This is a genomic window from Pseudomonas sp. KH_040 (genome assembly GCF_057839305.1).
This window is the reverse complement of record NZ_CM174487.1, coordinates 5662498-5682439: the sequence shown is the minus strand read 5'-3', so window position 1 is coordinate 5682439 and position 19942 is coordinate 5662498. Positions and strand designations below refer to the sequence as shown.

The following is a 19942-nucleotide window of genomic DNA, read 5'->3' as shown; positions in this document are numbered from 1 at the left end:
GGGCGATCCTTCAGAGACTGGGGGAAATTCGAGGTGGCCATTATGGCCGCTCGCCAGCCCGACGCAAACCTCGGAGCGCTCCTGTTGAGGATGAATAAAGTGCGTATAATCCGCCGCCATGACTCGAACTCGATCCCCCCGTACCAAGAAAAAGCCACCCTCCAAGGGCCTTAGCCCGTGGTTGAGCTGGGCCATTAAACTCAGTCTGGTCGGCCTTGTCGTGCTGGCCGGCTTCGCCGTTTACCTCGATGCCGTGGTGCAGGAGAAGTTCTCCGGCAAACGCTGGACCATCCCGGCCAAGGTCTACGCGCGGCCGCTCGAGCTGTTCGTCGGACAAAAGCTCAGCAAGGACGATTTCCTTACCGAACTCGATGCCCTTGGCTATCGCCGTGAGGCGGTCAGCAATGGCCCCGGCGCCGCAGCCGTCAGTGGCAATACGGTCGATCTGAATACCCGTGGCTTCCAGTTCTATGAAGGCCTGGAAAAACCGCAGTCGGTACGCGTGCGTTTCTCCGGCGATTACGTCGCAGAACTGTCGGCGACCAACGGTTCAAAGTTATCCGTAGTGCGCCTTGAGCCGTTGATGATCGGCGGCATTTATCCAAAGAATCTCGAAGACCGCATTCTGATCAAACTCGATCAGGTGCCGCCGTATCTGCTCGAAACCCTGGTCGCTGTAGAAGACCGCGACTTTTATAGCCACTGGGGCGTGTCGCCGAAGTCGATTGCCCGCGCTGTCTGGGTCAACACCTCTGGCGGCAAGATGACCCAGGGCGGCAGTACGCTGACCCAGCAGTTGGTGAAAAACTTCTACCTGACCAGCGAACGCAGCCTGACTCGCAAGCTCACCGAAGCAATGATGGCGATGCTGCTGGAGTTGCATTACGACAAGAAGGAAATTCTTGAGGCTTACCTCAACGAAGTCTTCGTCGGACAGGACGGTCAGCGTGCGGTGCACGGTTTTGGTCTGGCCAGCCAGTTCTTCTTCGGCCAGCCATTGTCCGAGCTGAAACTGCATCAGGTGGCGTTGCTGGTCGGCATGGTCAAAGGCCCGTCCTACTACAACCCGCGTCGTAATCCTGAGCGCGCGCTGGAGCGGCGTAACCTGGTGCTCGACGTGCTTGAGCAGCAAGGCGTGGCGACTGCCGAACAGGTCGAAGCGGCGAAGAAAATGCCACTGGGCGTGACCACGCGCGGCAAGCTCGCCGACAGCTCGTTCCCGGGCTTTATCGATCTGGTCAAACGCCAGTTGCGTGAAGACTACCGCGACGAAGACTTGACCGAAGAAGGCCTGCGCATCTTCACCAGTTTCGATCCGATCCTGCAGATGAAGGCCGAAGCGTCGGTCAACGACACCTTCAAACGTCTGGCCGGGCGCAAGGGTTCTGATGACGTGGAAGCGGCGATGGTCGTGACCAATCCGGAAACCGGCGAAGTCCAGGCCATGATCGGCAGCCGTCAGGCCAGTTATGCCGGTTTCAACCGCGCACTGGATGCCGTGCGGCCGATTGGCTCGTTGATCAAGCCTGCGGTTTATCTGACTGCGCTGGAAAAACCGAGCCAGTACACCCTGACCAGTTGGCTGTCCGACGATCCGTTGTCGGTCAAAGGCGCGAACGGTCAGGTGTGGAAACCACAGAACTATGACCGTCGCTCTCACGGTACCGTGTTCCTTTATCAGGGCTTGGCGCATTCCTACAACCTGTCGACTTCGCGTCTGGGCCTGGAAGTCGGCGTGCCGAATGTATTGAAAACCCTGGGGCGACTGGGCGTGACGCGTGAGTTCCCGGCATTCCCGTCGATGCTTCTCGGCGCTGGCGGCATGACCCCGATCGAAGTCGCGACCATGTACCAGACGCTGGCCAACGGTGGTTTCAATACGCCGATGCGCGGGATTCGCAGCGTGCTGACCGCCGAGGGCGAGCCGCTCAAGCGTTATCCGTTTCAGATTGAGCAGCGCTTCGATCCGGCGTCCATTTATCTGATCCAGAACGCCATGCAGCGCGTGATGCGTGAAGGTACCGGCAGCTCGGTTTATAACGTGCTGCCCAAGACTCTGACGCTGGCGGGCAAGACCGGTACCAGTAACGATTCCCGTGACAGCTGGTTCGCCGGTTTCAGTCAGGATCTGCTGGCGGTGGTCTGGTTGGGTCGTGATGACAACGGCAAGACACCGTTCACCGGGGCGACTGGTGCACTGCAGGTCTGGACCAGTTTCATGCGCAAGGCCGATCCGCTGCCGCTGGACATGCCGCAACCGGACAACGTCGTGCAGGCGTGGGTCGATTCGCGTACCGGGCAGGGCTCCGATGCCAACTGCCCGGGGGCGGTGCAGATGCCGTATATTCGCGGCAGCGAACCGCCACCCGGCGCCGCCTGTGCGGGCGAAACGCCTGCTTCCGGCGAGTCGGTGATGGATTGGGTCAAGGGCTGGATGAATTAAGCGAAGAGGGTTTCAAGTGAACAAGTGGTTGATTCCAGCGGTGACCGCCGTGGCTTTGCTCAGCGGCTGCTCTACCGTACAGCGTGGTTCGATTCCGGTGGTTGATTCCGGTACTGCGGTGTCCAACAGCGAGCGTATTTCGGCCAATGGCGGTTTCCGTCAAACGACGGTGAAGCGTCCTGCGCAGGGCCAGACTCAGGCCATTCCGCAAGGTGATACTGGTGTGGTGGTGATGGTGCCGGGCGGCGGCGCTGCCGTGTCGACACCGATCAGCGCTTCGCCAATCGTGCCAGGCCCGGCATCCGGCGGTATCACGGCGGGGCCGTACAATCCTTCGCCGGCCGAGTCCGCGCCGGTCAATTCCGGCAGCTACAGCATGCCGTCGACGCCCAGCGGGATTCCTTCGGCCAGCAGCGGCGGTGGCTTGTCGGCAGATGAGCAACTGGACGGTCCGGTGCTTGCCTTGCTGACGACAGCTCAACAACAACAGGCCGGTGGCGACCTCAATGGCGCGTCGTCCAGCCTGGAGCGTGCCCAGCGTGTGGCGCCGCGTGAGCCGCAAGTGCTTTATCGTCTGGCGCAGGTGCGCATGGCCCAAGGTGACGCGCCGCAAGCAGAGCAGTTCGCCCGTCGTGCGTTGACCATGGCCAACGGTCGTCCGGACTTGCAGGCCAGCCTATGGGAAATCATTGCTCAGTCCCGTGAGAAACAAGGCGATTCCGCCGGCGCCGCTCAGGCCCGTCAGAAGGCCAAGGTTTCGCTGTGATGGATGCTCGTTTCCCGAAAATCGCTGATCAGCTGTTGCTGATCGAGCGTGAGCTGCGCACACAAGGCTGGTGGGATGAGGTTTCTCCGTCGGCCGAAGCGCTGAGCAGTGTCGAGCCGTTTTCGGTCGATACACTGGACTTCGAGCAGTGGCTGCAATGGATCTTCCTGCCACGCATGAAGATGATCCTTGAACAGGATTTGCCGTTGCCGAATGCTTCGGGGATTCAGGAAATGGCCGAAATGGTCTTCGCCCAGCGCAACCTGGGTGGCAAGGATCGTCAGTTGCAGGTGCTGCTCAAAGAGTTTGACCTGCTGATCACTGCCTCGCGCTAACCCAGACTGACACCGGATAGGTAGGAGCTGACGAAGGCTGCGATCTTTTGATCTTGTTTTTGAAAGCAAAATCAAGAGATCTCAGCCTGCGGCAGCTCCTACAGGTGTCTATTCACAATTCTGCGCGATTTGTTTCTGTGCCTCGACGATGCGTTCCTGACGCTGTGCATCATCCAGCCGGCGCATCTGCCCCTCCACCTCCTCCCTCAGGCGCGGATTGTTCTGCAATTGCGCAAGGTTCGTCCGTGCCTGCTCGCAAAACTGCTTGAGCTGCGCCTGCTGGTCAGCCACCTGTTTCTTCACCTTGTCGTCGATAGCCTTCTGGTCACCGAGTACACCGCTGCCCGGCATTGCCCCGGGCTTGGGCGGGGGCGACGAGGGCGTCTGCAAGGTCGTCGACGGCTGGCCCGCTGGCGGCTGCGCATCGAAATGCGTGACGCCTTGAGCGTCGACCCATTTGTAGATTTGAGCGGCCATGCCCCATGGGCTGATGCCGATCAGCAGAGTGAGGAGGAGCGTTCGCATGCTGAATCCTTGGTAAAAGTGCGCAATTGACACTAACAGAGTAGCGGTTTTCAGGTTTTTTCTTGCGTTCTCATGTGTTTACCCACAATTAACCACATAGACGGCTTGACTTGGAGAGGGCGAAACAGAAGAATCCAAAGTCCGCTGTAGAGGGACTGCCAGAAGCAGACCCACTCGGTAGATCATGAGGCGCACATCCGCGCCGACCTGTTACACCCGCAACGCGTTACCTCGCGCTGGGTGGGAAAGGCCCGCAACACTTGGGACGATCCCAATACTTGCTCAGTCAGTGCTGACGTAGTCGGCGACCACCGTCGCTCATGCTCTGCCGAGAAGTAAACCTATTAAGACCCGCCCCTTTTTTGTGGACGGTATTCTGGCGTTTTAGAGGTGAACAACGTGGAGCTTTTATCTGGCGGTGAGATGCTCGTCCGCTTTTTGCGTGACGAAGGCGTCAAATATATCTACGGGTACCCGGGTGGTGCTCTCCTGCATGTTTACGATGCCCTGTTCAAAGAACCGGAAGTGACTCACATCCTGGTTCGTCACGAACAAGCGGCAACCCATATGGCTGACGGTTATGCCCGTGCCACCGGTAAAGCCGGCGTGGTATTGGTGACTTCCGGTCCTGGCGCCACAAACGCCATTACCGGGATCGCGACCGCCTATATGGACTCGATTCCAATGGTGATCATTTCCGGTCAGGTGCCAAGCACCATGGTCGGCACCGACGCGTTCCAGGAAACCGACATGATCGGTATCTCCCGGCCGATCGTGAAGCACAGCTTCATGATCAAGCACGCTTCGGAAATCCCGGAAGTCATGAAGAAGGCCTTCTACCTGGCGCAATCCGGTCGTCCGGGCCCGGTCGTGGTCGATATCCCGAAAGACATGACCAACCCGGCCGAGAAGTTCGAATACATCTTCCCGAAAAAAGCCAAGCTGCGTTCCTACAGCCCGGCCGTTCGCGGTCACTCCGGGCAAATCCGCAAGGCGGCAGAAATGCTCCTGGCGGCCAAGCGCCCAGTGCTCTATTCGGGTGGCGGCGTGATCCTCGGCAACGGTTCTGCACCGCTGACCGAACTGGCGAAAATGCTCAACCTGCCCGTGACCAACACGTTGATGGGCCTGGGTGGTTTCCCGGGTACTGATCGTCAGTTCATCGGCATGCTCGGCATGCACGGCAGCTACACCGCCAACCTGGCGATGCACCATGCTGACGTGATCCTCGCGGTCGGCGCACGTTTCGACGATCGCGTGATCAACGGCGCGGCGAAGTTCTGCCCGAACGCCAAGATCATCCACATCGATATCGACCCGGCTTCGATTTCCAAGACCATCAAGGCCGACGTGCCAATCGTTGGCCCGGTGGAGAGCGTCCTGACCGAAATGGTTGCGATCCTCAAGGAAATCGGCGAGACCCCGAACAAGGAGTCCGTTGCCAGTTGGTGGAAGCAGGTTGATGAATGGCGCGGTGATCGCGGCCTGTTCCCTTACGAGAAGGGCGACGGCAGCAAGATCAAGCCACAGACCGTGATCGAAACCCTCTGCGAAGTGACCAAGGGCGATGCCTTCATCACTTCCGACGTGGGCCAGCACCAGATGTTCGCTGCGCAGTACTACACGTTCAACAAGCCGAACCGCTGGATCAACTCCGGTGGTCTGGGCACCATGGGCTTCGGTTTCCCGGCGGCCATGGGCATCAAGTTGAGCTTCCCGGATGACGATGTTGCCTGCGTCACCGGCGAAGGCAGTATCCAGATGAACATCCAGGAACTGTCGACCTGCCTGCAATATGGCTTGCCAGTGAAAATCGTCATCCTCAACAACGGTGTTCTGGGGATGGTGCGTCAGTGGCAGGACATGAGCTACGGCAGCCGTCACTCGCATTCCTACATGGAATCGCTGCCTGACTTCGTCAAGCTGGCTGAAGCCTACGGCCACGTCGGCGTACGCATCACCGAATCGAAAGATTTGAAGTCGAAAATGGCAGAAGCGTTCGCCATGAAGGATCGCCTGGTGATCATCGACGTTTCGGTCGACACCAGCGAGCACGTCTATCCGATGCAGATCAAAGACGGCTCGATGCGCGATATGTGGCTGAGCAAGACGGAGCGTACTTAATCATGCGGCACATTATTTCCTTGCTTCTGGAAAACGAACCCGGCGCTCTGTCTCGCGTAGTCGGCCTGTTCTCGCAGCGCAACTACAACATCGAAAGCCTGACCGTGGCTCCGACCGAAGACCCGACCCTGTCGCGTCTGACGCTGACCACCGTTGGCCACGATGAAGTCATCGAGCAGATCACCAAAAACCTGAACAAGCTGATCGAAGTGGTCAAGCTGGTGGACCTGTCGGAAAGCGCTCACATCGAGCGCGAGCTGATGCTGGTCAAGGTCAAGGCCACTGGCGCCCAGCGCGCCGAGATCAAACGCACCACCGATATTTACCGTGGACAGATCGTCGACGTCAGCGCCAGCGTGTATACCGTTCAATTGACCGGTACCAGCGACAAGCTCGACAGCTTCATTCAGTCCATCGGCACCGCATCGATTCTGGAAACCGTCCGTAGCGGCGTGACCGGCATTGCCCGCGGCGACAAAGTACTCAGCATCTAAACCAAATTAGCGAATGGCCTGAACGGCCTGGATATATAGGGGAAATTCATGAAAGTTTTCTACGATAAAGACTGCGACCTGTCGATCATCCAGGGCAAGAAAGTTGCCATCATCGGTTACGGTTCCCAGGGCCACGCCCAAGCGTGCAACCTGAAAGACTCCGGTGTCGACGTTACCGTTGGCCTGCGTAAAGGTTCGGCCACCGTTGCCAAAGCAGAAGCTCACGGCCTGAAAGTGACCGACGTTGCTTCCGCTGTTGCTGCTGCCGACCTGGTCATGATTCTGACCCCGGACGAGTTCCAGTCTTCCCTGTACAAGAACGAAATCGAGCCGAACATCAAGAAAGGCGCCACCCTGGCCTTCTCCCACGGCTTCGCGATCCACTACAACCAGGTTGTACCGCGTGCCGACCTCGACGTGATCATGATCGCGCCGAAAGCTCCGGGTCACACCGTACGTTCCGAGTTCGTCAAGGGCGGCGGTATCCCTGACCTGATCGCGATCTACCAGGACGCCTCGGGCAACGCCAAAAACGTTGCGCTGTCCTACGCCGCTGGCGTTGGTGGCGGTCGTACCGGCATCATCGAAACCACCTTCAAGGACGAGACCGAAACCGACCTGTTCGGCGAACAAGCCGTTCTGTGCGGCGGTACCGTTGAGCTGGTCAAAGCCGGTTTCGAAACTCTGGTTGAAGCTGGCTACGCGCCGGAAATGGCCTACTTCGAGTGCCTGCACGAACTGAAGCTGATCGTTGACCTCATGTACGAAGGCGGTATCGCCAACATGAACTACTCGATCTCCAACAACGCCGAGTACGGCGAGTACGTGACTGGCCCGGAAGTGATCAACGCCGAGTCCCGTCAGGCCATGCGCAACGCCCTGAAACGTATTCAGGACGGCGAATACGCCAAAATGTTCATCAGCGAAGGCGCAACCGGCTACCCTTCGATGACCGCCAAGCGTCGTAACAACGCCGCTCACGGCATCGAAGTCATCGGCGAGCAACTGCGCTCCATGATGCCGTGGATCGGTGCCAACAAGATCGTCGACAAAGCCAAAAACTAAGTCGTCGTCCCTTGTATGAAAAAACGCGGCCTCGGCCGCGTTTTTTCGTTTGAGCCGGTGGTTCTGGTATAAAGCTGCAGCGTTTGTGGCCGAACTGTCGTCCTCAAGCACCTGTCGAATTTTCTCCAAACCGTTGCAAGGTAATGTCCATGAGCGAACGTCCCGAAGAGCCGAACAAGGCTTCTGACGCCGAAAGCCTGCTGCCCATCGATGAACACATCGAGGAAGGGCACGACGCAGAAGGTCGTAAAGTCCGGCATCGTGGTATCTATCTGCTGCCGAATCTGTTCACCACTGCGAACCTGTTCGCAGGGTTTTACTCCATCATCAACTCGATGAGCGCCCAGGCGGCCTTGAGTGCCGGTGATTCCGCCAACGCGAGCAAGTATTTTGCTTTCGCTGCGATCGCGATCTTCGTTGCCATGGTGCTCGACGGCCTCGACGGTCGTGTCGCGCGCATGACCAATACACAAAGTGCCTTCGGCGCCGAGTACGACTCGCTGTCGGACATGGTCGCGTTCGGTGTTGCACCGGCGTTGCTGGCATTCGGTTGGGCGTTGGGCGATATGGGCAAGGTCGGCTGGATGGTCGCCTTTATCTATGTAGCAGGCGCGGCGTTGCGTCTGGCGCGCTTCAATACTCAGGTCGGTACGGCGGACAAGCGCTATTTCATCGGTCTGGCCAGTCCGGCGGCTGCTGGTGTGGTGGCGGGGATTGTCTGGGCGTTCAGTGATTATGGCATTCAGGGTTCGAAGATGTCGTTCCTGGTTGCGTTGATGGTGGCGGCCGCCGGCATGCTGATGGTCAGCAACATCAAGTACAACAGCTTTAAAGAGCTGGATCTGAAAGGGCGCGTACCGTTCGTGGCTATCCTTGCTGTGGTGCTGGTGTTTGCCGTGGTATTCAGCGATCCACCGCGCATTCTGTTGCTGGTGTTCCTTGCTTACGCGGCGTCCGGCCCGGTTCAGTACCTGTTGCATCTTCGTCGGCACAAAAAAGCCGAGTGATGTAATTTCCCGCATACTCCGCAGTCTATGGGTGCATCTGTCCTCCAAAGCTGCGGAGTTGCCATGTTGATCAAAGTCCCCAAAGCGTCCGACTGCCACGAGTCGGATGTCACACCTGAATCCATCTATCTTTCTCGCCGCCAATTGCTGGGGGCCACTGCTGCCGGTATCGCCGTCAGTAGCCTGCCGCGCTGGGCCAATGCTGACGATGCGGCGCGGTATGCCGATGTCGAGCCGGGCAAAGCACCTGCCTGGTTTAGCGAGAAGCTCTCCTCTACTAAATGGGGGGCGGTCAACGTCAAGGATGAGGCGATCACGCCTTATAAAGACGCCACTCACTACAACAATTTTTATGAGTTCGGTACCGACAAGGGCGACCCGGCGGCGAATGCTGGCTCGCTGAAAACCGAACCATGGAGCGTAGTGATCGACGGGGAGGTGGGTAAGCCTGGGCGCTATGCGCTGGAAGACTTCATGAAGCCTTATCAGTTGGAAGAGCGTATCTATCGTTTGCGCTGCGTCGAGGCGTGGTCGATGGTCATTCCGTGGATTGGCTTTCCGATCTCGGCGCTGCTCAAGCAGGTCGAGCCAACGTCCAAAGCCAAATACATTCGCTTTGAAACCTTGCAGGATCCCAAGAGCATGCCCGGCCAGCGCTCCGGTTTTGCCTTGATCGATTGGCCTTATGTAGAAGGCTTGCGGCTGGATGAGGCGATGAATCCCTTGGCAATTCTGGCGGTAGGCATGTATGGCCGTGAATTGCCGAATCAAAATGGCGCGCCGCTGCGTCTGGTGGTGCCGTGGAAGTATGGCTTCAAGAGCGTCAAATCCATCGTGCGCATCAGTCTGGTCAGCGAGCAGCCGAAGACGACCTGGCAGAGCATTGCGGCAGATGAATACGGGTTTTATGCGAACGTGAATCCTACGGTTGATCACCCACGATGGACGCAAGCACGGGAGCGTCGCCTGCCGAACAGTCTGTTCAAGCCGAATGTTCGTGATACGCAAATGTTCAACGGCTATGCGGATGAAGTCGCTTCTTTATATGCAGGGCTCGATCTGCGGAAGAACTACTGATGCGATTCCCGTACTGGCGTATAGGCGTTTTCATTGCGGCAGCGGTCTGGCCGATGCTGTGGTTGTATCAGGCGCTTGAGGATTTGCTTGGGCCGGATCCCGGCAAAGTGCTGGTTGATCGGCTGGGGCTGGGAACATTGGTGTTGTTATTGATCACCCTGAGCATGACGCCGATGCAGAAACTGACCGGCTGGGCAGGGTGGATTGCGGTTCGCCGGCAGTTGGGGCTCTGGTGTTTCGCCTATGTGGTTTTGCATCTGTGTAGCTATATGGCGTTCATTCTGGGTTTCGATTGGTCGCAGCTGACGGTCGAGTTGCGCAAGCGACCTTACATAATAGTAGGGGCGTTGGGCTTTCTCGGATTGTTGGCGTTGGCGGTGACTTCCAATCGCTACAGTCAGCGTCGTTTAGGTGTGCGCTGGAAGAAACTGCATCGTCTGGTCTACGTGATTCTGGGCCTGGGTTTGCTGCACATGTTGTGGATCGTGCGCGCTGATCTTGAGGAGTGGGCGATCTATGCCTTTATAGGTGCGGTGCTCCTGCTACTGCGTATTCCGCCGGTGACGCGTCGGATCCCGCGTTTGCTGGCTAAAAAGCAGGTTTTGCAAGAAAAGCGAAATTAACGGTTGACGGCAGATTTCAGATGTCTATAATTCGCCCCACTTCCGGCGCAGTCGAAACGGAAAACTCCTTGAGATTCAATGAGTTATGCAGGTTTCGGCAGTGAGTTGCTTCAGTTCATCGAAGCCGAAAGGAAGTTGAAAAAGAGGTGTTGACAGCAGCGTGTAACGCTGTAGAATTCGCCTCCCGCTGACGAGAGATCGGAAGCGCAAGTGGTTGAAGTTGTTGAAGAATTCTTCGAAAACTTCTGAAAATAATCACTTGACAGCAAATGAGGCTGCTGTAGAATGCGCGCCTCGGTTGAGACGAAAGATCTTAACCAACCGCTCTTTAACAACTGAATCAAGCAATTCGTGTGGGTGCTTGTGGAGTCAGACTGATAGTCAACAAGATTATCAGCATCACAAGTTACTCCGCGAGAAATCAAAGATGTAACCAACGATTGCTGAGCCAAGTTTAGGGTTTCTTAAAAACCCAAAGATGTTTGAACTGAAGAGTTTGATCATGGCTCAGATTGAACGCTGGCGGCAGGCCTAACACATGCAAGTCGAGCGGATGAGAGGAGCTTGCTCCTGGATTCAGCGGCGGACGGGTGAGTAATGCCTAGGAATCTACCTGGTAGTGGGGGACAACGTTTCGAAAGGAACGCTAATACCGCATACGTCCTACGGGAGAAAGCAGGGGACCTTCGGGCCTTGCGCTATCAGATGAGCCTAGGTCGGATTAGCTAGTTGGTGAGGTAATGGCTCACCAAGGCGACGATCCGTAACTGGTCTGAGAGGATGATCAGTCACACTGGAACTGAGACACGGTCCAGACTCCTACGGGAGGCAGCAGTGGGGAATATTGGACAATGGGCGAAAGCCTGATCCAGCCATGCCGCGTGTGTGAAGAAGGTCTTCGGATTGTAAAGCACTTTAAGTTGGGAGGAAGGGTTGTAGATTAATACTCTGCAATTTTGACGTTACCGACAGAATAAGCACCGGCTAACTCTGTGCCAGCAGCCGCGGTAATACAGAGGGTGCAAGCGTTAATCGGAATTACTGGGCGTAAAGCGCGCGTAGGTGGTTCGTTAAGTTGGATGTGAAATCCCCGGGCTCAACCTGGGAACTGCATTCAAAACTGTCGAGCTAGAGTATGGTAGAGGGTGGTGGAATTTCCTGTGTAGCGGTGAAATGCGTAGATATAGGAAGGAACACCAGTGGCGAAGGCGACCACCTGGACTGATACTGACACTGAGGTGCGAAAGCGTGGGGAGCAAACAGGATTAGATACCCTGGTAGTCCACGCCGTAAACGATGTCAACTAGCCGTTGGGAGCCTTGAGCTCTTAGTGGCGCAGCTAACGCATTAAGTTGACCGCCTGGGGAGTACGGCCGCAAGGTTAAAACTCAAATGAATTGACGGGGGCCCGCACAAGCGGTGGAGCATGTGGTTTAATTCGAAGCAACGCGAAGAACCTTACCAGGCCTTGACATCCAATGAACTTTCCAGAGATGGATTGGTGCCTTCGGGAACATTGAGACAGGTGCTGCATGGCTGTCGTCAGCTCGTGTCGTGAGATGTTGGGTTAAGTCCCGTAACGAGCGCAACCCTTGTCCTTAGTTACCAGCACGTCATGGTGGGCACTCTAAGGAGACTGCCGGTGACAAACCGGAGGAAGGTGGGGATGACGTCAAGTCATCATGGCCCTTACGGCCTGGGCTACACACGTGCTACAATGGTCGGTACAAAGGGTTGCCAAGCCGCGAGGTGGAGCTAATCCCATAAAACCGATCGTAGTCCGGATCGCAGTCTGCAACTCGACTGCGTGAAGTCGGAATCGCTAGTAATCGTGAATCAGAATGTCACGGTGAATACGTTCCCGGGCCTTGTACACACCGCCCGTCACACCATGGGAGTGGGTTGCACCAGAAGTAGCTAGTCTAACCTTCGGGAGGACGGTTACCACGGTGTGATTCATGACTGGGGTGAAGTCGTAACAAGGTAGCCGTAGGGGAACCTGCGGCTGGATCACCTCCTTAATCGACGACATCAGCTGCTCCATAAGTTCCCACACGAATTGCTTGATTCATTGAAGAAGACGATAGAAGCAGCTTTAAGCTCCAAGCTGATAGCTCCAAGCTAACAGTTACGCGCTCGAAATTGGGTCTGTAGCTCAGTTGGTTAGAGCGCACCCCTGATAAGGGTGAGGTCGGCAGTTCGAATCTGCCCAGACCCACCAATTTTGTTATGGGGCCATAGCTCAGCTGGGAGAGCGCCTGCCTTGCACGCAGGAGGTCAGCGGTTCGATCCCGCTTGGCTCCACCATATAACTGCTTCTGAAAGCTTAGAAATGAGTATTCCTTGAGAATATTGATTTCTAGTCTTTTGATTAGATCGTTCTTTAAAAATTTGGGTATGTGATAGAAAGATAGACTGAACGTTACTTTCACTGGTAACGGATCAGGCTAAGGTAAAATTTGTGAGTTCTCTTAGTTGAGAAATTCGAATTTTCGGCGAATGTCGTCTTCACAGTATAACCAGATTGCTTGGGGTTATATGGTCAAGTGAAGAAGCGCATACGGTGGATGCCTTGGCAGTCAGAGGCGATGAAAGACGTGGTAGCCTGCGAAAAGCTTCGGGGAGTCGGCAAACAGACTTTGATCCGGAGATGTCTGAATGGGGGAACCCAGCCATCATAAGATGGTTATCTTGTACTGAATACATAGGTGCAAGAGGCGAACCAGGGGAACTGAAACATCTAAGTACCCTGAGGAAAAGAAATCAACCGAGATTCCCTTAGTAGTGGCGAGCGAACGGGGACTAGCCCTTAAGTGGCTTTGAGATTAGCGGAACGCTCTGGAAAGTGCGGCCATAGTGGGTGATAGCCCTGTACGCGAAAATCTCTTAGTCATGAAATCGAGTAGGACGGAGCACGAGAAACTTTGTCTGAATATGGGGGGACCATCCTCCAAGGCTAAATACTACTGACTGACCGATAGTGAACTAGTACCGTGAGGGAAAGGCGAAAAGAACCCCGGAGAGGGGAGTGAAATAGATCCTGAAACCGTATGCGTACAAGCAGTGGGAGCCCACTTTGTTGGGTGACTGCGTACCTTTTGTATAATGGGTCAGCGACTTATTTTCAGTGGCGAGCTTAACCGAATAGGGGAGGCGTAGCGAAAGCGAGTCTTAATAGGGCGTCTAGTCGCTGGGAATAGACCCGAAACCGGGCGATCTATCCATGGGCAGGTTGAAGGTTGGGTAACACTAACTGGAGGACCGAACCGACTACCGTTGAAAAGTTAGCGGATGACCTGTGGATCGGAGTGAAAGGCTAATCAAGCTCGGAGATAGCTGGTTCTCCTCGAAAGCTATTTAGGTAGCGCCTCATGTATCACTGTAGGGGGTAGAGCACTGTTTCGGCTAGGGGGTCATCCCGACTTACCAAACCGATGCAAACTCCGAATACCTACAAGTGCCGAGCATGGGAGACACACGGCGGGTGCTAACGTCCGTCGTGAAAAGGGAAACAACCCAGACCGTCAGCTAAGGTCCCAAAGTTATGGTTAAGTGGGAAACGATGTGGGAAGGCTTAGACAGCTAGGAGGTTGGCTTAGAAGCAGCCACCCTTTAAAGAAAGCGTAATAGCTCACTAGTCGAGTCGGCCTGCGCGGAAGATGTAACGGGGCTCAAACCATACACCGAAGCTACGGGTATCACCTTCGGGTGATGCGGTAGAGGAGCGTTCTGTAAGCCTGTGAAGGTGAGTTGAGAAGCTTGCTGGAGGTATCAGAAGTGCGAATGCTGACATGAGTAACGACAATGGGTGTGAAAAACACCCACGCCGAAAGACCAAGGTTTCCTGCGCAACGTTAATCGACGCAGGGTTAGTCGGTCCCTAAGGCGAGGCTGAAAAGCGTAGTCGATGGAAAACAGGTTAATATTCCTGTACTTCTGGTTATTGCGATGGAGGGACGGAGAAGGCTAGGCCAGCTTGGCGTTGGTTGTCCAAGTTTAAGGTGGTAGGCTGAGATCTTAGGTAAATCCGGGATCTTAAGGCCGAGAGCTGATGACGAGTGTTCTTTTAGAACACGAAGTGGTTGATGCCATGCTTCCAAGAAAAGCTTCTAAGCTTCAGGTAACCAGGAACCGTACCCCAAACCGACACAGGTGGTTGGGTAGAGAATACCAAGGCGCTTGAGAGAACTCGGGTGAAGGAACTAGGCAAAATGGCACCGTAACTTCGGGAGAAGGTGCGCCGGTGAGGGTGAAGGACTTGCTCCGTAAGCTCATGCCGGTCGAAGATACCAGGCCGCTGCGACTGTTTATTAAAAACACAGCACTCTGCAAACACGAAAGTGGACGTATAGGGTGTGACGCCTGCCCGGTGCCGGAAGGTTAATTGATGGGGTTAGCTAACGCGAAGCTCTTGATCGAAGCCCCGGTAAACGGCGGCCGTAACTATAACGGTCCTAAGGTAGCGAAATTCCTTGTCGGGTAAGTTCCGACCTGCACGAATGGCGTAACGATGGCGGCGCTGTCTCCACCCGAGACTCAGTGAAATTGAAATCGCTGTGAAGATGCAGTGTATCCGCGGCTAGACGGAAAGACCCCGTGAACCTTTACTATAGCTTTGCACTGGACTTTGAATTTGCTTGTGTAGGATAGGTGGGAGGCTTTGAAGCGTGGACGCCAGTTCGCGTGGAGCCATCCTTGAAATACCACCCTGGCAACTTTGAGGTTCTAACTCAGGTCCGTTATCCGGATCGAGGACAGTGTATGGTGGGTAGTTTGACTGGGGCGGTCTCCTCCTAAAGAGTAACGGAGGAGTACGAAGGTGCGCTCAGACCGGTCGGAAATCGGTCGTAGAGTATAAAGGCAAAAGCGCGCTTGACTGCGAGACAGACACGTCGAGCAGGTACGAAAGTAGGTCTTAGTGATCCGGTGGTTCTGTATGGAAGGGCCATCGCTCAACGGATAAAAGGTACTCCGGGGATAACAGGCTGATACCGCCCAAGAGTTCATATCGACGGCGGTGTTTGGCACCTCGATGTCGGCTCATCACATCCTGGGGCTGAAGCCGGTCCCAAGGGTATGGCTGTTCGCCATTTAAAGTGGTACGCGAGCTGGGTTTAGAACGTCGTGAGACAGTTCGGTCCCTATCTGCCGTGGACGTTTGAGATTTGAGAGGGGCTGCTCCTAGTACGAGAGGACCGGAGTGGACGAACCTCTGGTGTTCCGGTTGTCACGCCAGTGGCATTGCCGGGTAGCTATGTTCGGGAAAGATAACCGCTGAAAGCATCTAAGCGGGAAACTTGCCTCAAGATGAGATCTCACTGGAACCTTGAGTTCCCTGAAGGGCCGTCGAAGACTACGACGTTGATAGGTTGGGTGTGTAAGCGCTGTGAGGCGTTGAGCTAACCAATACTAATTGCCCGTGAGGCTTGACCATATAACACCCAAGCAATTTGCGTCGAAGAGACCAGATTGCGGTGTGTGAAGACGAAACGAACCGAAAGTTCGAAAGACTCACAAAACACCAGCTGTCACATACCCAATTTGCTGAAGCGAGGCCACAAGGCCACGACTCAGTACCCGAATTTCTTGACGACCATAGAGCGTTGGAACCACCTGATCCCATCCCGAACTCAGCAGTGAAACGATGCATCGCCGATGGTAGTGTGGGGTTTCCCCATGTGAGAGTAGGTCATCGTCAAGATTAAATTCCGAAACCCCAATTGCGAAAGCAGTTGGGGTTTTGTTTTGCCTGTAGAAAAGTTTTTACTCGCGACAGCGAACAAATTTGCACAGTTATTTTCGAATCAGAACACTAGAATAGCCCCACCTTATTCGGAGCCAGAGCCTTTATGTCAGAGTCGGTTGACGCCCCCGGGCTGTCAGATTTACCGCTGGAAGACTTGGTGGCCTGTCACGAGTGCGACCTGCTGATGCGCAAGCCCACACTTGCCCACGGCGAAAAAGCGCTCTGCCCACGCTGCGGTTACGAGTTGTACGCTCACCGTCACAACGTGGTGCAGCGCAGCCTCGCCTTGGTGATCGCAGCCTTATTGCTGTACATCCCGGCAAACTTTTTACCCATCATGCAACTCAATATCCTCGGACAATCCTCGCAGGATACGGTCTGGAGTGGTGTGCTCGGCCTGTTCAATACGGACATGCAGGGCGTTTCGATTGTCGTATTTCTGTGCAGCATGGCCATACCGCTGCTCAAGTTGCTGTGCCAGTTGTTCGTGTTACTGACGATCCGCTTCAATGTCGGACGCAGCTATGGCTTGCTGCTCTATCGCATTTATCACCACCTCAAAGACTGGGGAATGCTCGAGGTCTACCTCATGGGCGTACTGGTGGCGATCGTCAAACTGGCAGACATGGCAGCCATTACCGTAGGCCTGGGTTTGGCGTGTTTCATCGGCTTGTTGTTGGTTCAGGTCTGGCTGGAAGTGGTGATGTCACCGCACCAGATCTGGCAGGCGTTATCAGGAGAGGACGCTCATGCGGGCGATTGATGCGGGCATTCTGGTCTGTACCGAATGTCATGAGTTGAACAGGCAGGAAGCGGACACCGACGAGCAGACCTGCACCCGCTGCGGTGCATTGGTTCACGCTCGCAGGCCTGACAGCCTCACCCGTACCTGGGCACTGCTGATCACGGCAGCGATTATCTACATTCCAGCCAACGTGCTGCCGATCATGACTGTCAGTTCTTTGGGCCAGGGTGATCCGAGCACTATCATGTCCGGCGTGATCCAGTTGGTGCAGCACGGCATGATTCCGATCGCGGCTGTGGTGTTTATCGCCAGTATTCTCGTGCCCACCTTCAAACTGGTGGGTATTGCGCTGCTGCTGTTTTCGGTACAACGACGCCAACCGTTGTCCGCGCGTCAGCGTATCTGGATGTACCGCTTTATCGAGTTCATCGGCCGCTGGTCGATGCTCGATATTTTTGTGATCGCCATTCTCGTGGCGGTCGTCAACTTCGGCCGGCTTGCCAGTGTCGAAGCCAATCTTGGCGCCATCGCCTTCGCCAGTGTGGTGATTCTGACGATGCTCGCCGCAGTAACTTTCGATCCCCGACTGATTTGGGATAACACGGAGTCGGACGACGACCATGACTGATTTGCCCGTAGCGAAAACCCGACCGGCTTCGAACTGGTCTGCCATTTGGGTTCTGCCTCTGATCGCGCTGATCATCGGCGGCTGGCTCGGCTGGCGTGCCTACTCCGAAACCGGTATCGAGATTCAGATCCGCTTTGAAAGTGGCGAAGGCATCCAGGCCAACAAGACCGAGGTCATGTACAAAGGCATGCCGGTCGGTAAGGTCAAGGCGCTTAAGCTCGACGATGAAGGCAACTCAAAAGGTGTGATCGCCACCGTTGAGATGAACAAGGACGTCGAGCAATACCTCAAGACCAGCACGCGTTTCTGGCTGGTCAAACCGAGCGTGACCCTGGCCGGTATCACCGGCCTGGAAACTCTGGTTTCGGGTAACTACGTCGCTATCAGCCCCGGCGAAGGCGAACCGACGCGCAAGTTCAAGGCGCTGGCCGAAGAGCCGCCGCTGTCGGACGCCAAGCCCGGTCTGCACCTGACTATCAAGGCGGATCGTCTCGGATCACTGAACCGTGGCAGCCCCGTGTTCTACAAGCAGATCAAGGTCGGCCAGGTCAAAAGCTACTTGCTCTCGGAAGACCAGAGTACCGTCGAGCTCAAGGTTTTCATTGAGCCGACCTACGCCAAACTGGTGCGCAAACACACGCGTTTCTGGAACGCCAGCGGCATCAGCATCGACGCCAACCTGTCCGGGGTGAAAGTGCGCAGCGAATCGCTGGCCAGCATCGTCGCCGGTGGTATCGCTTTCGCCACACCCGAAAACCGCAAGGACAGCCCGCCGACCGATCCAAGCCTGCCATTTCGTCTGTACGAAGACTTCGATGCGGCCGCTGCCGGGATCCGTGTGAAGGTCAAACTCAGCGATTTCGAAGGTCTGCAGGCTGGCCGTACACCAGTGATGTACAAAGGTATTCAGGTCGGCAACCTGAAGGCGCTGAAGGTCGATCCGGACCTGAACAGCGCCACTGCCGAACTGACTCTTGATCCGTTGGCTGAAGACTATCTGGTGGACGGCACGCAGTTCTGGGTAGTGAAGCCGTCGATTTCCCTGGCGGGCATTACCGGTCTGGAAGCTTTGGTGAAAGGTAACTACATCGCTGTGCGTCCGGGTGATAAAGGCGCGCCGCCGAAACGCGAGTTCGAGGCACGGCCGAAGGCGCCGCCGCTGGATCTGCGTTCGCCGGGCCTGCACCTGGTGTTGTTCACCGATACACTTGGCTCGATTGATGTCGGCAGTCCGATTCTGTTCAAACAGGTCAAGGTCGGTTCGGTTCAGAGCTACCAGTTCTCCAAGACTCGCAAGCAGATAGTCATCGGTGTGCACATCGAGAAGGAGTACGAAAACCTGGTCAACGCCTCGACACGCTTCTGGAACGTCAGCGGTGTCACGCTGACCGGCGGGTTGACCGGCGGAATCCAAGTGAAGAGCGAGTCGTTGCAAACCCTGATGGCCGGCGGTATCGCTTTCGAAACACCGCAAGCCAAGGCGCCGTTACAGAAGCGCATTCCGCGCTTCCGTCTGTTCGCCAACCACGATGACGCTAATCAGAAGGGTGCCGTGGTCACGATCAAGGTCGATCGCGCCGATGGTTTGCGCAGCGGCACGCCAGTTCGCTTCAAGGGCCTGGATGTCGGCAAGATTGAAAGTGTTGATCTGACTGACGATCTGCAATCGGTGATCCTCACGGCGCGCATCACCGAAGTGCCGGAGAAGATCGCCCGGGTTGGTAGCCAGTTCTGGGTGGTAAAACCGGAGCTCGGCCTGATCAAGACAGAAAATCTGGAAACCCTGGTGACCGGGAAGTACATCGAAGTGCAACCGGCGGCGAAGAACCTCGGCCCGCAGAAGAACTTTGTGGCCTTGGCCAATGCGCCGGAAGTGACCAAGCAAGAGGCCGGTCTGAGTCTGGTCTTGAGCGCGGCCCGTCGTGGTTCGCTGAAGCCGGGTGTGCCGGTGACTTACCGTGAAATTACCGTGGGTAAGGTCACAGGTTATGAACTGGGCCAGACAGCTGATCGCGTGTTGGTGCACATTCTGATCGAGCCGAAATACGCGCCGTTGGTGCGCAGCGGTAGCCGGTTCTGGAACACCAGCGGTGTCGGGTTTGATATCGGTTTGTTCAACGGGCTGACGGTGCGCACCGAGTCGCTGGAGACGGCGATTCAGGGAGGGATTGCCTTCGCCACGCCGGATGGCGAGCGCATGGGTAACCCGGCGCGAGCTGAGCAGACGTTTCCGCTGTTCGACAAGTTTGAGGATGAGTGGCTGACCTGGGCGCCGAAGATTTCCCTCGGTAAGTGATTCTATGGTGTCTGAAGTGGCGCCATCGCGAGCAGGCTCACTCCCACAGGGGAGCGCATTCCAACTGT

Annotated in this window: 13 protein-coding genes, 2 tRNA genes and 3 rRNA genes; 17 read left to right on the top strand and 1 reads right to left on the bottom strand. The window is 56.0% G+C overall.

The window, feature by feature from the left end:
- The first annotated feature begins 118 nt into the window (after positions 1 to 118).
- From mrcB to AC3IUF_RS25235, 3 genes are read left to right on the top strand one after another with little or no spacing between them, the layout of a single operon-like run.
- Entirely contained in the window at positions 119 to 2443 is a 2325-nt protein-coding gene (gene mrcB / locus AC3IUF_RS25245) for a penicillin-binding protein 1B (RefSeq protein ID WP_489279619.1), read from the top strand.
- A gap of 16 nt (positions 2444 to 2459) precedes the next feature.
- Positions 2460 to 3209, top strand: a complete 750-nt coding sequence (locus AC3IUF_RS25240) for a tetratricopeptide repeat protein (RefSeq protein WP_489279617.1) — start codon at positions 2460 to 2462, stop codon at positions 3207 to 3209.
- Entirely contained in the window at positions 3209 to 3544 is a 336-nt protein-coding gene (locus AC3IUF_RS25235) for a YqcC family protein (RefSeq protein ID WP_007909947.1), read from the top strand. Before AC3IUF_RS25240 ends, AC3IUF_RS25235 begins: the two co-directional genes overlap by 1 nt.
- 108 nt (positions 3545 to 3652) lie before the next feature.
- On the opposite strand, the gene AC3IUF_RS25230 is transcribed toward AC3IUF_RS25235, so the two are convergent.
- A complete protein-coding gene (locus AC3IUF_RS25230; protein ID WP_007949939.1) occupies positions 3653 to 4069 on the bottom strand; it encodes a DUF4124 domain-containing protein in 417 nt (138 codons plus the stop codon).
- Between the two features lie 399 nt (positions 4070 to 4468).
- Between AC3IUF_RS25230 and AC3IUF_RS25225 the strand changes: the two genes are divergently transcribed.
- The 14 genes from AC3IUF_RS25225 to AC3IUF_RS25160 all read left to right on the top strand — a co-directional run bounded on the left by AC3IUF_RS25225 (position 4469) and on the right by AC3IUF_RS25160 (position 19874).
- Positions 4469 to 6193: an acetolactate synthase 3 large subunit gene (locus AC3IUF_RS25225; protein WP_007949940.1), complete on the top strand. Its 1725-nt coding sequence runs from the start codon at positions 4469 to 4471 to the stop codon at positions 6191 to 6193.
- A gap of 2 nt (positions 6194 to 6195) precedes the next feature.
- Complete coding sequence (ilvN, locus tag AC3IUF_RS25220; RefSeq protein ID WP_003176102.1) at positions 6196 to 6687, top strand: acetolactate synthase small subunit; 492 nt, start codon at positions 6196 to 6198, stop codon at positions 6685 to 6687.
- A gap of 48 nt (positions 6688 to 6735) precedes the next feature.
- Positions 6736 to 7752: a ketol-acid reductoisomerase gene (gene ilvC / locus AC3IUF_RS25215; protein ID WP_007909969.1), complete on the top strand. Its 1017-nt coding sequence runs from the start codon at positions 6736 to 6738 to the stop codon at positions 7750 to 7752.
- Between the two features lie 149 nt (positions 7753 to 7901).
- On the top strand, positions 7902 to 8759 hold the full coding sequence (gene pssA, locus AC3IUF_RS25210; protein ID WP_016983477.1) for a CDP-diacylglycerol--serine O-phosphatidyltransferase: 858 nt from the start codon (positions 7902 to 7904) through the stop codon (positions 8757 to 8759).
- A gap of 63 nt (positions 8760 to 8822) precedes the next feature.
- On the top strand, positions 8823 to 9836 hold the full coding sequence (msrP, locus tag AC3IUF_RS25205; protein WP_095114485.1) for a protein-methionine-sulfoxide reductase catalytic subunit MsrP: 1014 nt from the start codon (positions 8823 to 8825) through the stop codon (positions 9834 to 9836).
- Positions 9836 to 10459: a protein-methionine-sulfoxide reductase heme-binding subunit MsrQ gene (gene msrQ, locus AC3IUF_RS25200; protein ID WP_095114483.1), complete on the top strand. Its 624-nt coding sequence runs from the start codon at positions 9836 to 9838 to the stop codon at positions 10457 to 10459. Before msrP ends, msrQ begins: the two co-directional genes overlap by 1 nt.
- Positions 10460 to 10943: 484 nt before the next feature.
- Positions 10944 to 12480 (top strand): 16S ribosomal RNA (locus tag AC3IUF_RS25195).
- 123 nt (positions 12481 to 12603) lie between these two features.
- A tRNA-Ile gene (locus AC3IUF_RS25190) sits at positions 12604 to 12680 on the top strand.
- Positions 12681 to 12690: 10 nt separating this feature from the next.
- Positions 12691 to 12766, top strand: a tRNA-Ala gene (locus AC3IUF_RS25185).
- 233 nt (positions 12767 to 12999) lie between these two features.
- Positions 13000 to 15893 (top strand): 23S ribosomal RNA (locus AC3IUF_RS25180).
- A 151-nt stretch (positions 15894 to 16044) separates the two neighbouring features.
- Positions 16045 to 16160 (top strand): 5S ribosomal RNA (gene rrf / locus AC3IUF_RS25175).
- Together the 16S, 23S and 5S rRNA genes with 2 tRNA genes alongside form the textbook arrangement of a ribosomal RNA operon.
- A gap of 148 nt (positions 16161 to 16308) precedes the next feature.
- Positions 16309 to 16968, top strand: coding sequence for a paraquat-inducible protein A (locus AC3IUF_RS25170; RefSeq protein WP_007912972.1), 660 nt, complete (start codon positions 16309 to 16311; stop codon positions 16966 to 16968).
- A complete protein-coding gene (locus AC3IUF_RS25165) occupies positions 16955 to 17578 on the top strand; it encodes a paraquat-inducible protein A (protein WP_007912971.1) in 624 nt (207 codons plus the stop codon). The genes AC3IUF_RS25170 and AC3IUF_RS25165 overlap by 14 nt, the downstream gene beginning before the upstream one ends.
- Complete coding sequence (locus AC3IUF_RS25160; RefSeq protein ID WP_007912970.1) at positions 17571 to 19874, top strand: PqiB family protein; 2304 nt, start codon at positions 17571 to 17573, stop codon at positions 19872 to 19874. The genes AC3IUF_RS25165 and AC3IUF_RS25160 overlap by 8 nt, the downstream gene beginning before the upstream one ends.
- Positions 19875 to 19942 lie beyond the last annotated feature (68 nt).